At 30.7% G+C, this 14,260-nt stretch carries 13 protein-coding genes and 1 tRNA gene; 2 read left to right on the top strand and 12 right to left on the bottom strand.

Annotated features, from left to right (window positions below):
• Window positions 1-112 precede the first annotated feature (112 nt).
• The 12 genes from LG651_RS12770 to LG651_RS12825 all read right to left on the bottom strand — a co-directional run bounded on the left by LG651_RS12770 (window position 113) and on the right by LG651_RS12825 (window position 12,641).
• Window positions 113-1,102 (bottom strand): hypothetical protein, encoded by a 990-nt coding sequence (locus LG651_RS12770; RefSeq protein ID WP_226696505.1) that lies wholly within the window; start codon window positions 1,100-1,102, stop codon window positions 113-115.
• 366 nt (window positions 1,103-1,468) lie between these two features.
• Window positions 1,469-2,488 carry an acyltransferase gene (locus LG651_RS12775; RefSeq protein ID WP_226696506.1) on the bottom strand — a complete coding sequence of 340 codons (1,020 nt, stop codon included), beginning with the start codon at window positions 2,486-2,488 and terminating at the stop codon, window positions 1,469-1,471.
• Between the two features lie 390 nt (window positions 2,489-2,878).
• Window positions 2,879-3,463 carry a hypothetical protein gene (locus LG651_RS12780; protein WP_226696507.1) on the bottom strand — a complete coding sequence of 195 codons (585 nt, stop codon included), beginning with the start codon at window positions 3,461-3,463 and terminating at the stop codon, window positions 2,879-2,881.
• Window positions 3,464-3,684: 221 nt separating this feature from the next.
• A complete protein-coding gene (locus LG651_RS12785) occupies window positions 3,685-5,073 on the bottom strand; it encodes a T9SS type A sorting domain-containing protein (RefSeq protein ID WP_226696508.1) in 1,389 nt (462 codons plus the stop codon).
• Between the two features lie 429 nt (window positions 5,074-5,502).
• Window positions 5,503-5,805: a type II toxin-antitoxin system RelE/ParE family toxin gene (locus LG651_RS12790; RefSeq protein WP_226696509.1), complete on the bottom strand. Its 303-nt coding sequence runs from the start codon at window positions 5,803-5,805 to the stop codon at window positions 5,503-5,505.
• Window positions 5,802-6,044, bottom strand: a complete 243-nt coding sequence (locus LG651_RS12795) for a type II toxin-antitoxin system ParD family antitoxin (RefSeq protein WP_226696510.1) — start codon at window positions 6,042-6,044, stop codon at window positions 5,802-5,804. The genes LG651_RS12790 and LG651_RS12795 overlap by 4 nt, the downstream gene beginning before the upstream one ends.
• A 167-nt stretch (window positions 6,045-6,211) precedes the next feature.
• Window positions 6,212-6,409 carry a hypothetical protein gene (locus LG651_RS12800; RefSeq protein WP_226696511.1) on the bottom strand — a complete coding sequence of 66 codons (198 nt, stop codon included), beginning with the start codon at window positions 6,407-6,409 and terminating at the stop codon, window positions 6,212-6,214.
• Window positions 6,406-7,236 carry a class I SAM-dependent methyltransferase gene (locus LG651_RS12805; RefSeq protein WP_226696512.1) on the bottom strand — a complete coding sequence of 277 codons (831 nt, stop codon included), beginning with the start codon at window positions 7,234-7,236 and terminating at the stop codon, window positions 6,406-6,408. The genes LG651_RS12800 and LG651_RS12805 overlap by 4 nt, the downstream gene beginning before the upstream one ends.
• A gap of 617 nt (window positions 7,237-7,853) precedes the next feature.
• Complete coding sequence (locus LG651_RS12810; protein WP_226696513.1) at window positions 7,854-9,164, bottom strand: DUF3500 domain-containing protein; 1,311 nt, start codon at window positions 9,162-9,164, stop codon at window positions 7,854-7,856.
• Between the two features lie 75 nt (window positions 9,165-9,239).
• Complete coding sequence (locus LG651_RS12815) at window positions 9,240-9,926, bottom strand: LytR/AlgR family response regulator transcription factor (protein ID WP_226696514.1); 687 nt, start codon at window positions 9,924-9,926, stop codon at window positions 9,240-9,242.
• A complete protein-coding gene (locus LG651_RS12820; RefSeq protein WP_226696515.1) occupies window positions 9,923-10,990 on the bottom strand; it encodes a sensor histidine kinase in 1,068 nt (355 codons plus the stop codon). Before LG651_RS12820 ends, LG651_RS12815 begins: the two co-directional genes overlap by 4 nt.
• 88 nt (window positions 10,991-11,078) lie before the next feature.
• Window positions 11,079-12,641, bottom strand: coding sequence for a hypothetical protein (locus LG651_RS12825; RefSeq protein ID WP_226696516.1), 1,563 nt, complete (start codon window positions 12,639-12,641; stop codon window positions 11,079-11,081).
• Window positions 12,642-12,896: 255 nt separating this feature from the next.
• Between LG651_RS12825 and LG651_RS12830 the strand changes: the two genes are divergently transcribed.
• Both LG651_RS12830 and LG651_RS12835 read left to right on the top strand, forming a co-directional pair.
• A tRNA-Arg gene (locus LG651_RS12830) sits at window positions 12,897-12,970 on the top strand.
• A gap of 568 nt (window positions 12,971-13,538) precedes the next feature.
• Window positions 13,539-14,210, top strand: a complete 672-nt coding sequence (locus LG651_RS12835; protein WP_226696517.1) for an RNA polymerase sigma factor — start codon at window positions 13,539-13,541, stop codon at window positions 14,208-14,210.
• Window positions 14,211-14,260: the final 50 nt, after the last annotated feature.

Here is a 14,260-nt window from a genome sequence, read left to right on the forward strand (position 1 = left end):
TGCGTGGTTTAAGCATCTAATTTAGCAAATAAAAACTGGATAGAAAATCCGCGAGGATTTTCGTAAGTAGGCTAGAACTAGCAATAAATTATATACGGTGTTAGGCAACGTATTATTTTTTATTCATTAAGCCCATTGAGGATTTTGATGGTTTGCTTTTCGATTTTATATCATTGTTATCTATTTCTCTTAACATAGTGTACAAGTTTTTTATTCGATTTGTGTCAAGTGCTAAATTCAAAGCAGTTCCTTTAAAAGGTGTTTCCAATATTCTTTCTTTATTTTCAGATGTGTAATATCCATAATCTCCGCTAGCAATAAAAAAACCACCACCTCTTTTACAAATATTACTTGTCATAAATAAACCATATCCAGAATTAGCCCATTCTCCTTTTGGTTTGTTTTTCTGACCTTTATAAACCTTTCCTGAAGTAGCTGGTTTTAAAGCTGCTCTAATTGCATCTTCATCATTATTTAAATTTAGAGTTGGATTGTTTTCTAAAGATTCCTTAAGTCCAATTCCTCTGTCTATAATAGAAAAGGAAACTCTATTTAATGAAGGTCGATATTGAGCACAAAATCCAAATTGTTCAGAATGACTATGTTCTATTACATTTCTAAATATCTCACGTAAACAATAAGTCAAAACTTCATTTAAATCTCCACTTTCACTACGTGTTAAAATGTTAGAAATCTCCTTTGCTTTCGATTCTAACAATTCAGCGGGATTAATCATTAAATCTCGAGCGTCTTTTTTAATTTCTTGTGTATTGTAAATATTAATTGGGATATAAGTCGAACTGCCTTTGGCTTCACCTGGTTTTTTACCGAAATTCATTCCAAAAGCTTGAAAAAATCCCATATGAGCAGCGTAAGAACAATGTTCAAAATTAGTTGCCAAGAATTTTGATTCTTTCAGTCGACTCCTACATCTCTGAATTTCGCTTGAAACGAGAAGTAATGAAAAAGGGTCAATTGTTACTAAATTTGTGAAGTCGAAATTAATTTCTTTACGTGGTTCTAAAACGCGCAAATTTTTCACAAAATCTATTGAGTTCTGAAAAGTTAATCTTGAAGGAACTATTATTTTTTTACGCGTCATTTTTTATGTTGCCTAACTTTATTGATATAACGTCCGTTTTAATGACTTATATCAGACGATAAGCAAGTTCAACTTTTTCTGTTAAAAAATAAATACGTAAATACCCGTATTTTTTATTGATTTGTTATTAGAATAAAACAAACCAGGCCAAATAAGAATCGCGTTTGGTAAAATATGTGATGTATGAGGGGAGTAAGAAGGCTATGTTTAATTAGTTGGGTAGTTGGTTCACTTATAGGCTCGAATATGCGTAGTGCGATATTTCAAAGAACTTCGCTATCAAACCGCTACTTAGTTTATATAATGTTTTAATCCTCAAATTTACCAAATTACCCCGTATTATGTATTATTTATTGTTAAGTAATGTTATTGCCCCAAATATTTTACAGCTTTCACTTTATTTATTTTTCTTGTAATCAATGCGAAAACTAAACAACAGCTTAATGTTAAACCAATTAAAGAAAATTGGTAAAGTATTGCGCTCTCTTTTAGAATAGGCAATAAATTATTTATTATAGGTTTTAATTCAATCAAAAAGAACATATGAGAAAGGAAAATTCCAAAAGACAGTTCTCCAATATATGTCAACAGTTTTGTTTTGTTAAGATTTCTATCTGCATTTTTAAAAGTAAATAAAATTATGGAAGTTGAATAAATAAATGAACTAATTTTAACCGCTGTAACACTATTGCTAATATCATTAAATTTATGATACAATGTATATGTTTCTACTAAAGAAAGGGTTAATCCAGCAATAACTAAAAGAATCAATGCTTTATTATTCATCTTTATAGTATTATTTCTTAAGTAAATACCGAGTACAAAAAATATCAACCAACTAGGTGCTGAACCATATACAAAAATTGGTAATCTAATTTCCGTGTAGTATCTTAAGTAAAAAATTAAATAGCAACTTATTCCACTAATCAAGGCAGATATTACCAGTCCCCTTACTGTTGCCAATTTTTGCAATATAGGTAAAAGTAAATAATACTCAATTATCAGTATTATAAAGTAGAATGGGAATGAGGAAGTAAATGTAAATAGACGATAAGTCAATCTTAAGAGAGAGTCTCCTCTCAGATATGCTATCCAAAGATACAATACACTCCATAATAAATATGGTATCAATACTCTTGGGACTTGTTTTTTGATAAATCTCAAGTAAGATTCCTTGGACTCTACATCTTTATTTGCGAGGAAAAATCCAGAAATGGCAATAAACATAGGTACAGAAAAATTAATCATCTGTCTCCATAAAACAGTAATATTAAAACCTATACTTGTATCATTAAAAGTATATCCTATACCTGATGAGTGTATTGCTACTACTCCAATTATTGCTAATCCTCTTAGCAAGTCATAATAAGTTATTCTATCTTTCATAATTTTATCTACTTTCGATTCGTCTTTTCTAATATTGCCTAACTTTATTGATATAACGTCCGTTTTAATGACTTATATCAGACGATAAGCAAGGTCGCCTTTTTCTATTAAAAAGCAAATAGGTATATATACTTATTTTTTAGTGATTTATTATTAAAATAAAATAAACCAGGCCAAATAAGAAATCGTGTTTGGTAAAATATGTGATGTACTAAGGTAGTACGAAGGCTTAGTTTAATTAGTTGGTTTTTTTGTGCTTATTGGTTTTGTGTATGGCTCGTTGTGGAATATCCTAAAGTATTTTCCGCCTTAATTGAGATAGCAAATTGCAATGAATTCTGATTAAGAATTCAGCCGCAATGAGCTATTGTCGGTACCGACTCCACTTTTTTATTTAATTTTTCTTTCAAATCTTCTTTTTGATCTTTCAAAAGAGGTCTTTTCCCAAGTAGAGTCAAAGTCATTCCAATATACTCTTATCAAATAGCCACCAGAAGTTGTCCAAATCATTACTTTTAAATCGTCATATTCGAATACGATATTATTGTTGTCATCATTATTTTTAAGAAATTTTTGGTTTTTTTCAATTTCCGTTTCAATCTTTGTTAAAAATTCATGGGCTTGTTCTTTGGGCAAATTTTTGAAGCCATAGCCTTGAAAAATAACTCCTGCGTCATTCCAATAATTTCCATAAAAACCTAAAACCAGCCCTTCTTTATTTTGTGATTCACATTTGTATAACAAGGTTGTTAACTCTCCTGAACTTGCCGCTGCTAAAGGAATTGCTTCAAATTGTAATGATGTTTCAGATGTTGTTAAAACATTATGAGTTAAAAAGGTCTTTGCTTTGAACAAAGAAATGTCTTTACTAAATTCTTTAGCTTGCAAAAGGTTATAATCACTTTGCCTGACTTGGGCATTAACATTAAGAATGCATAGTAATGTTATTGTGTAAAAAATAATTTTTTGTTTCATAAATGTTTTTGGTTAAATGTGTGGCAACTTTTTTGATATAGCGCATGTTGAATTAAATGATATCAAACTCTAAGCAAGTTGCATTTTTTCTGTTAAAAAGCAAATAGGTTTATATACTTATTTTTTAGTGATTTTCTAATGGTGCCTTCGCTAAAAATAGTTACGAGGTAAGTAATTAATATTGTATGGTTTGAACACACATTTTTATTTCAATTTGTTTCTTATTTAATAATTAGTTTTTTAAATGACTTCCCAAATAAAGTGTCGATTTCAACGATGTACATTCCAGAAGGTAGTAAACTTGTATTTATTAAATTATTTTGAGAAGATAACATACTTTTACCGTAAATATTAAAAATAGTAGCTTGCTTTAAAATATCATTATTTTCTAAAGTAATATTTACCATATCATCGGCAGGATTTGGGTAAAAAGATACTTTTTGATTTGTGAATTCTTCTGTTGATAGAGGAATTGCTGTGATGTCATAAACAAGTACTTCTGAAGAATTTTGAACAATCAACTTGGTGCCATCTGAAGATATGTTCATTGGCGAGGAATTACTATTTATAACAGTATTAAATTGATTGATAGTATTTCCTGTAACTTGATAAATTGTTGTATTGTCGACAGAACTTAATGCTAATATTGAACCATCTGAAGAATAAGATAATCTTAAACCAAACCGATAATATGTTCCATCACCACCAACAGTCTGACCTATTTGTGTCCAATTATCATTAATATTCTCAAATACTTTTGCATAACCCAATGTGTAATTACCAGAGTTTGGTACACTTAAGGCTAGTTTATTGCCGTTACCTGAAAGACTAACAGTTGTTCCTAGTAAGTCACCTTCAGCTTCACCGTTAATTGCATTTCCAATTTGAATCCAATTATCATTCTGGAAATTATAGACTTTTATCTGACCTTTAAAATTTTGGTGTTTACTCGCTCCAACAGCCAAAACAAAACCATCATTGGATAAAGAAACTGCTTGTCCAGTATGCGAATCAAGCTCACCAATTATGTCATTTCCCATTTGTTCCCAAGTTCCTTGATTATTAGAAAATACTTTAACAAGTCCGTAGTCATCTCCAAATTCACCATTCGCATAATAGTCTAAAGCTCCGATTGCAATAATAGAACCATCTTCTGATAAATCTATACCATTCCCTCTACTACTATTACCAAAACCGTCTAGCTCATTACCAGTTGTAAGATCATTCCCTACTTGAACCCACAGATCATTTATGTTTTCATAAACTCTTACAATACCAATATTCATTAAATTGGGATCTGGGCTATTGAAATTTCTATTAGATGAACCTACAGCTAAAATATTACCATCCTTGGACATGCTTAAAGAACTATTATCTACACCCATATCTAAATTAGAAATATCGTTCTCAGAGTTTGTTGTCCATTCCGAATTATTATAGATATAGGTTTTAACATTTACGGTGCCATTAATGTCCTCTAATATGGCTATTTTATTTCCATCAGAGGATGTTTCAATATGCTCTGCATTAATATTAATTGGGTCTCCAATTTGGGTTTGGGAGTAGAGAGAAAAGGAAATTAGGAATAAGAAGTAAAATGTTTTTATCATAATTGTATTGGCCAAAATTTTCTTAATAATAGAGGATTTATGTTATTTTCGATGTTTTCTCAAAATGTGTTACAACTTTAATAATTTAAAGTCAATTTTATGGCATATATCAAACAATAACCAAGTTCGCCTTTTTCTCTTTAAAATGCAAATTCGTATATGTGCTTGTTTTTTTAGTAATTTGTTATTAAAATAAAGCAAACCACGCGAAAATAGAATCGTTTTTGGTAAAATATGTGATGTACGAAGGTAGTAAGAAGACTAAGTTTAATAAACTGGTTTTTTTGTGGTTATCGGTCTAGGCTATGAGTAGTTGCGTGTTTGTGTGCGAGGATTTAGCGAAGGAAAATTAGAAGCTAGCAAACAAAGCAACTAACATTGGTTAAGCACAAAAAAGCAATTTTTTAGATACTTTGGTGTGGGAAGTTTTTATTTCAGTCGTTTTTTAATATCCATTCTCTGATGTAAAATTCTAACGATTTCTACAATATCATTTTCAACTTTTCTGTAAAAAATCAGATGAGATTTAATATTCGTAACTCGATAGTTTTTTCGAGTTTGTTCTGCAGATTTTCCTGTAAGATAATTGTCCGCAATAAATTCAATTTCTGCTATTATTAAATCGTAATATCTGTCTGCTTGTTCTTTAGACCATTTGTTAAGAGTATAAATCCAAATTTTATCTAAATCCTTAATCGCTTGTTTACTTATGCGATATTTGTTTTGACTCATAAGTGTTTGCGATGTAATTCTTTCAGATGTTGTTTTGGGTCAAAATTTTCAACAAATTCACTATTTTCTCCAACTTCAAGAGCTTTAATCAGTTCTCTTTCTTTTTTTTCTTCACGCTCTAATAGGCGTAATGCAGAACGAATTACTTCGCTAACCGAACCATATCTGCCAGAATTTACTTCTTCTCTGATAAAATCTTCAAAATGATTTCCAAGTGATATTGATGTGTTTTTTCCCATTTTGACTATAATTTTACTCAAATTTACCAAATCTTGGTAACGTAGCCAAATTGCACACAATTTATTGATTTAACGTCTGTTTTAATGATTTATATCAGACGATAAGCAAGTTCGATTTTTTGTGTTAAAATGCAAATAGGTATATATACTTATTTTTTAGCGATTTACTATTTTTTTCGTTTTATTGGTTTATAATTGCAAGATCTATTTTCCAAATATTCAATTTTATGTTCGGATAGAAGTTGCACAATTATTTGCTGTGTTTCTTCTTGATTAAGTCCAAGCTTTTCTCCAAGGTCAATTTCATTTAATCGACCGTTATTTTCAATTAGTGCTTTGTAATACACATCTTTAATTTTCATCATTTAATTTTTTTTTGAACGGCAATCATCATATGTGGGCTAAAAGGTAAAAGATAGCTGTCGTTTTCTGTAATTTTAATAAGTTCTAACAATGTTTTTTTCTTTTCACTATTCATCATATTTTTAAAGTAATCTTTGTCTAACCAAGCCATTCCTTCAACGGCATAAGTATTCATGTGGATTAATCCTTGAGTTGTAAATTCATTTTTTAATTGCTCGGGTTTATGATAATATGCTTCTGCTAAAAGCCAGGGAAAATCGATTGGTTGGTTGTGTATTCCTGTTGTTAATTCTTCTTTGCACATTTTAAAAAACGAATTTTTATGAATTAGCCCATTTAAAAGACCAACTAAAGTTGATGCAGTATAATTAATTGCAAATCCTAATATTATTCCGTCGTTTTTTAGTACCCGTTTAGCTTCTTTAATGGTTAAATATCTATCTTCTTTATTTTGAAGGTGATAAAGTGGTCCATGAAGTATTATTAAGTCGGCAAAATTATTTTTAAATTCTAATTTTCGAGATTCCCCTAGTTGAACCGAAAATTTATTTTTTAACCTATTTGCTCTTTTTTCGGCTAATATTATATGTTTGCGAACGGGTTCGACTAAATGAACTTGATGTCCTTTTTTTGCAAGCCATTCTGAATATTTTCCTGTGCCTCCTCCAATATCAATTATTTTTAGCGGTGAGGATTGAATATATTTTTCTATTAGTGATTTAATTCTTTCAAATTCGAATACTCCCATGCCTTTATCCAATCTGGTTTCTTCTGATACTTTGGTATAAAATAATTCTATATTTCGACTTATTAATTGTTTGTTTTTCATTTTTTGTCGTTCTATTTTATTACTTATTGATATGTTGAAAACATGGTAAGTGGATAATGCAATCGATTTGTAATCAATTGTTTTTAGTGTGAAATTTGTTTAAATAACCGAATATAATTATCTGCGCAACAAAAAAATAGAAGATTTTGATGCGTTAATTTCTCATTTAATTGAGATTGTCTTTTTTAGAAAGACACAGATACTATGTTGATAAGTAAATCAGATTACAAATATAGAAATTCCAAAATAATTATTAGAGAGTTCGAGTTTATAATAAAAACTTAGATGTGCTTATTTTTAAAGCCTGTAAGGTATTTTAAAAAGCTTCATTAATTAAAGCATTATTTGCAGCAGCACCCGCAATAGTTCCTGTAGATACGGCTCGAAATGGGCTGGCATTATCTTCACAAGCATAAATACCAGCAATGGTAGTTTGTTACATAGTATTTACTTTTATAAAATTTTGTTCTGTGAGCGCGCAACCTAAACTTTAATGAGCTAATTATTAAAGTAATTAATTTGCATTAATAATTAAGTAAAAAAACGAGTAACTTTTACGTTACTCGTTTTACAATTCAAACTAAAACAAATTTTTAAAATTTGTAAATAAAATGAATTTAACCATGGCTGTGAGAGTGTCCATGATTATAACGCTCAGGTAATAAGCCTTCAACTGTGTAATCAAATTTAATGGTACTCAGGTTATGGTGATTAGACAAGGCATAATGCTCTAGCAATGTTCTAGGACCACCATTATTAATTAGTTGTGCAAATATGCCGTAATCTCCTCCATTATCTGTGGTTGGGTTGTTAGGTATTCGGGTTATGGCATGCACGTGGTTATAATCTGCAATAGTATTTGCGTTGGCACCAGTAACATCTTCGGTGTTAAATTCTGCCCATAAATAAGGGTTGTAAACACGGTAGTAAAACTGTGAGGTTGTTGATGGTGCTTCGTCGTAAACAAAAACAAAATAGGTGTCGTCTAAATTTGCAGAGATATCGGTCCACCAATCATCTGCAAAGGTGTCGGTAAGGTTGTAAACATGTTCTTTCATTAAGGCAATTACATTGGCTTGCGTATCAGTAGACATATCTGAATATTTTAAGCCTGTTGTAAAGCCAGAATAATCGTATGTACCACGGTATGGGTCTGGATCGCCAGACATATCTGCAGCGCCAACTCTTAAATCTCTGTCGGTTGTGCTAATTAATGCCGAAGAAAGTTCGGTATCTGTCATGCCGTTGTAAAGTGCAATAGCTAAAGCTTTTTCGTTTTCAAAAATGTTGTAATCTGTACCATTGTAGGTTTCTTCGGCAGGCTCGCCACCCATAAAAGCAGGAACCATAGATACGTTATCGCCATGTACTAAAAAGTTTATAGCACAATGGTGGCCATCTAATTGAAATCCCCAAGAACCGCTAGTTTCTGGGTCGCCAAACATATCGATAGAGTAGTAGCCTGGAGACCAAGCGTCCATATTACTGCTATCTTCTAGCCAACCTTCGGCTAATTCTGTAATTTCATATACTTTTTCGTAACCTTCTGTACTTAAAAATAACTGTAGTATTTCTTTAAAAGCTGTAAGCTGCGCATCGGTTAAATCGTCGTAAATTATACCATCTCTGTTTGTGCCACTGGTATTTGGTGTATTGTGCCACAGGTAAAAGCGTTCATTGTCTAGGCAATTATCAGCTTCATTTAAAAGAGTAGAAGATAAGGAAGCTCTAAAATTAACCATTGCTTCTCGCATAGCTTCAATTTCGGTGTCTGTACTTTGGTCTACTTCACCATCTGTTTCACATGCAGCAGAGGTGTCATCATCATCGTCTGTTGATGTACTGTTGTCGTTATTTCCGCAAGCTATGAATAAGCCTAGAAATATTATGGATAAAAATGATTTTGTTGTTCTTAGATTTGAAAGCATAAATATTTTTTTATGAAAATAGTAATGCTTAAAGTGAAATGAAATAATTTGCGATTAACCTTGGTTATTTTGCGGTTAAAATAAGTCGTTTAATTCTTCCAATTGATTTTTGTATTTATTACCAATGGGAAGTTCAATAAAATCTAATGTAATTTTATCTTTTTCTACAGATTTAATTCGGGTTGCCGAAATAATGTACGATTTATGAATACGTATAAAATGTTTACAATGTATTTTTTTTAAAACGTTGGTCATGGTAGATCGGGCCACGATATTCTTGTTTGATTCTAGGTGAATTTTCACATAGTCGTTCATGGCTTCAATATATTGTATGTCAGATAGCTTTATTCTGTTTAGTTTGTAGTCTGCTCTAATTTTAAGGTATTTGTGCTCGCAATTTTCATCATCCTCTTTATTATTTTTAACACGATTAATGGCTTCAATAAATCGGTCTTTAGAAAATGGTTTTAGTAAATAATCTGTTGCGTTAACATTAAAACCTTCAACAGCAAACTCGCTAAAGGCTGTGGTGAAAATAACATGAACATTTTGGTTTAAAGCTTTGTAAAAGTTTATGCCATTTACATTAGGCATTTTTATGTCTAGAAAAATAACATCTACAGGAAAATTATTTAAATATTTTTTTGCCTTGTTAGGGTTGGTAAATGTTTTTACCAACTTTATATAGTCAATGGCCTTACAATATTCTTCAATAATTGTGAGAGCGAGTGGTTCATCGTCAATGGCAACAGCTTTTATCATGCTAGGTTTAAGTCTAAATTTACTTTATAAGTTTGGTCTTGTTTAGCGATTACTAGTTTGTGCTTATTTGGGTAAAAAAGGTTTAATTGGCTTTTTGTGTTACTAATTCCTTTTTTGGTAGTAAAAGGTATGTTGGGGTTTACAATATTGTTTTTAACTTCTAAATTTAAATTATTTTTATTTAATGTAAGGCTTATCGTAATTTCTGAGCTATTTTCGGTATCTGAGCCATATTTAAAGGCATTTTCTACTAAACAAATTAAAATAAATGGCGAAACTTTATAGTTTTTAAAATCCCCAGTAAAGTGTGTCGTAATTTTTGTTTTATTGGTTAATCTAAGTCTTTGTAAATCTATAAATGCATTTATTATTTGTACGTCTTTATCTAAATTTACAAAATTGTTACCACTTTCTGTTGTGGCATAACGCATTAGTTCAGATAGTTTTAAAATGGCACTTGGAGCATCGTCGGACTTTGTTAATACTAACGCATATAAACTGTTTAAAGTATTAAATAAAAAATGTGGGTTTATTTGCGCTTTTAAATACGCTATTTCTGCTTTAAGCTTTTCGTTTTTTATTTTATTGGCTTGTTCGCTAACTCTTAAAAACGCAGATAAAAAAAACACACCAAGAAATTGCATTAAATGGCTGTCTTTAGAGACTAAATGCCTTAAAACAGGGTGATTTTTTATGTATTGAAAGTCGGGGTTTTGCATGTGTCGAGGTGGGTGCGGTGGTTTTTGTAGTCCAGCTATTAATTCGTTGTGAATTATAAATTTTGGAATTTGCAGAACCAAAAAATAACACATTAATCCGGTTAAAAATAAATATACCCAGTGCTTAGGAATATAAAATTTAGGAATAATAAAGTAGTAGCTAAAAAAGAAAAATAAGGTTAGTAAAAAATAGCTTATAAAATTTCTTAAAAATGGAGCAAATGTAAACATAGCCCATCCTTTTACTATTTCTGGCGATGTAAAAACAGGAATAGTAAGTAAACCAAATCCTATTAAAATGTTAACTAGTAATTTTTCATTTTTCATAATGGTGCTATGCTGCATTTATTCAATAGCTTGCTTAAAAAAATAGTTTGATAGTCAGAAAGTTATAAAATATGATGTATTAAAACAATAAGTAGAGGTATTAAATTTAATCGCCTTCGGTAAATGTTGTATGCTGATAAGCGCCTATATCTGGGGAAGCAGTTCTATCTTCATTTAAAATATCGAAAGGTACTTGGTTTGCAAATAGGGCAGCGCCTTGATTAATAGCCTGAGAATCTGCGCCAATAATAAACTGGTTGGTAGCAGTATCTTTAAAATCTGGCTCACGATTAAAAATAATGTTTTCGTATAATTCGGTATTATCAAAATTATAATTATCCCCAGTAAAATTATTGCTAGTATCGTTAAAACGGATTAAACAATTGGTGAATTTAAAATTGAAATCGATAGCGTCGTCCTCAATTTCTTCTAGCTGAAACTCGGTGTTATCGTTGCCATAAATTATGCAATTATTAAAATTGGCTTCGGTTAAATTAGCGAGTGTAGCATTGTTGTCTTCATCTAAAATAAAATTATTTAGTAAAACTGCTGGATATTGCCTAAAACCATTATTCCAATAATTAACTAATGTGGCATGTGTAAAATTGTATTTTCCGCCAATGGTTCCAGCAAACGATGATTGTCCGCTATTATTTATAACCAAATTTTCTGCAGCTATAGAGGTGTTTCTACCAAAAATACCAAAGGCACTGGAATTGTAAATTTGCGAGTTGCTAATGTTAAGTTTGTTATTAATGGTGTTTGGGTTGCCGTCGCTTAATACGCCAATAGTTGCATTTTTTATGGTTAAATAATTAATGCTGTTGTTAACACTGCCATCTAACAGCCAAATGGTTCCCCATTGTCCTGGTACATCGGCAAAAAGAGGTTCTAAACGGTCGCCTTCAAAAATTACTTCATTTTCAAGAGTTTCTTGATCTGAGCTTAATTCACCATTAATTTGTAACGATGCATTGTTAGACACAATAATGCCAGAATCTGCATGAAAATGCACACGCGAGCCAGCCTCAATGGTTAAGGTTTGGTTTTCCGGCACGGTAGCAAACCCATAGATAACGTAGGGTTTTTGGTTTGTAAATGTGAGCTCTTCTGGTAGTAATTCGCGTCCTTGTAACTCGGTTTCAATTAATTCTCCACCAATATTTAATGTTAATGTTTCAATAACTTTGGTGGTATTATCTCTATCTGGGTAAATAAAAATAGCATCTTGAACCAATGTAACAAGTTCGACTTCTTGAAGATTTGCGCCAGAGTCGAATTCAATTTTGTCGGTATATAAAAAAGAAATTTCGGAGTTGCTAAAATCGTTATAATCTATGGTTGTTTCAATAAAAATAAATAAGCTATCCTTTGCAAGGAGTTCTACATTTTCAAACGATTTTCCCGCAATGCCATCGACACTTAACCTGTAGTTTGAAGCATCTCCTAAGGCTAATTTAACCGAAGGAATTAAAATATCGTTATCGCTTTTGTTATAAACTTTTAAGTTATAAGTGCTCGACCCAATGTTTGTGAAAACGGTATCTAAATACACCGTGTCTTTAGAAAATTGAAGTGTTCCTGTGCTTGCAGAAAACTCAAAATCTTTTCGGCAAGAGCTCCAAAGCATTAAAAAGCATAAGGTTAAAGCAAAATAGATATAACGCATTACAGTTCGTGTTTTATGTGATAAAAGTAAAACTTTCGACTTTAAATTTTAGTGTTTTGTGGTGTGAAATTCTAATAAAGCCAGTTAAATTTCCCCGTTTTTATGTGCTTTTACAGGTTTTTTATTTTGTAAAATACTGATTTCGTTTGTGTTATTTGTTAAAAATATATAGAATTAAATTATTAAGAATTTTTTTTGGTTAGATTTGTAGTTAATTCTATATTTGCGCACTGGAAAATTAAATTATAAATATCTGGTCGCATAGCTCAGCTGGATAGAGCACCTGCCTTCTAAGCAGGCGGTCCTAGGTTCGAATCCTAGTGCGATCACTTAAAGCCTTAACATTTATGTTGGGGCTTTTTTGTTTTTAAGTGTCTATAAATTAATGATTGTGTTCTTATAAAAGGTGAATTAACAATTTACTATCTATGACTGAATCAAAAAGAAGCCGCAATATATTTTACATAACATGTATTTTTTGTATATACTTTTCTATTTCTGCGTTAATTAATGCCATGTATCTTTTACAGAGTTAAAAAGTAATATTTTTCCTGCTTTATCAGACATTTACTGTGATTGGTTAATTGAGTTTATGGAGTTTTTCTTAACCTAAAGAGATTTAAATTATGATATTTCTTCAAAAAAAGTAACTCAATTTATAATAAATTCGTATCGTTTTTGTAGGGCTAATTATACGGTTGGTATTTGGCTTTTTTGTGAATAATTGATTTTTGACTATTAAAAATTTTTGGTTTGTGTTAAAAATGTATCAATAATTTTGAATAACACAAAATTGATTATCAATTTAATAATTTTGTCTATATAGCTTCTATTTTTTGCTTATATTATTGAAAGGCGGTAAAAACTGCTTTTAAACTAACTCAAAACTTAAAGTTTATGCAAGAATATGGAGAACTAGCGTTGGCTTTGGCTTTGGAAAATAATTTACATGTAAATGAAGATGTTTTTTCCAACACCAAAGAAACGAGTTTAAATAGCTTGAAAACTTCTACTAACGAAGATTTAAAAATATGGAAACGACTTATAAAAGGCGATAAGTTGGCTCTTGGTGAACTCTACGATTTGTATATCGATGTTTTGTTTAACTACGGCATGTATCATTCTAAAGATAGAGGTTATGTTATGGATTGTATTCATGATTTATTTTTAGATTTATACAAATACAGGAAAAACCTGGCGCTTACTAGTAATGTTAAATATTATTTGCTACAGTCTTTAAAGCGAAAAATAAATAAAAAATATAAAGTAAAAGACAAGCCTTTTGAAGCCAGTGAATTTCAAACCAAACTAGATACTACTCCAAAAAATCATACCGACTCTTGCGAAAAGAAAATAATAAGCGAAGAGCGTACTGCACATAGAAATAGTTCTTTAGCAAAGGCATTAAAAACCTTAACAGATAAACAACGAAGAGTGTTGTATTTAAGATTTAACGAAGATAAATCTTATGAAGAAATTTCAGAAATCATGGGTATTTCTGTTGAAACAGCTCGAACTTCAATATATCGAGCTATAAAAGCATTGCGCAAACTTAATTTTTATTATTAGCAAAATAATGAAGTCTTTTTGTCTATAAAAAGCCCCTAGCTTACTTTAAA

The organism is Neotamlana sargassicola (assembly GCF_020523965.1).
Classification (GTDB): Bacteria; Bacteroidota; Bacteroidia; order Flavobacteriales; family Flavobacteriaceae; genus Neotamlana; species Neotamlana sargassicola.

What these genes read in the sequence shown, in the direction of transcription:
- LG651_RS12770 (WP_226696505.1), bottom strand. Translation starts at nt 1,102, where the DNA reads ATGACGCGTAAAAAAATAATAGTTCCTTCAAGATTAACTTTTCAGAAC.
- LG651_RS12775 (WP_226696506.1), bottom strand. Translation starts at nt 2,488, where the DNA reads ATGAAAGATAGAATAACTTATTATGACTTGCTAAGAGGATTAGCAATA.
- LG651_RS12780 (WP_226696507.1), bottom strand. Translation starts at nt 3,463, where the DNA reads ATGAAACAAAAAATTATTTTTTACACAATAACATTACTATGCATTCTT.
- LG651_RS12785 (WP_226696508.1), bottom strand. Translation starts at nt 5,073, where the DNA reads ATGATAAAAACATTTTACTTCTTATTCCTAATTTCCTTTTCTCTCTAC.
- LG651_RS12790 (WP_226696509.1), bottom strand. Translation starts at nt 5,805, where the DNA reads ATGAGTCAAAACAAATATCGCATAAGTAAACAAGCGATTAAGGATTTA.
- LG651_RS12795 (WP_226696510.1), bottom strand. Translation starts at nt 6,044, where the DNA reads ATGGGAAAAAACACATCAATATCACTTGGAAATCATTTTGAAGATTTT.
- LG651_RS12800 (WP_226696511.1), bottom strand. Translation starts at nt 6,409, where the DNA reads ATGATGAAAATTAAAGATGTGTATTACAAAGCACTAATTGAAAATAAC.
- LG651_RS12805 (WP_226696512.1), bottom strand. Translation starts at nt 7,236, where the DNA reads ATGAAAAACAAACAATTAATAAGTCGAAATATAGAATTATTTTATACC.
- LG651_RS12810 (WP_226696513.1), bottom strand. Translation starts at nt 9,164, where the DNA reads ATGCTTTCAAATCTAAGAACAACAAAATCATTTTTATCCATAATATTT.
- LG651_RS12815 (WP_226696514.1), bottom strand. Translation starts at nt 9,926, where the DNA reads ATGATAAAAGCTGTTGCCATTGACGATGAACCACTCGCTCTCACAATT.
- LG651_RS12820 (WP_226696515.1), bottom strand. Translation starts at nt 10,990, where the DNA reads ATGCAGCATAGCACCATTATGAAAAATGAAAAATTACTAGTTAACATT.
- LG651_RS12825 (WP_226696516.1), bottom strand. Translation starts at nt 12,641, where the DNA reads ATGCGTTATATCTATTTTGCTTTAACCTTATGCTTTTTAATGCTTTGG.
- LG651_RS12835 (WP_226696517.1), top strand. Translation starts at nt 13,539, where the DNA reads ATGCAAGAATATGGAGAACTAGCGTTGGCTTTGGCTTTGGAAAATAAT.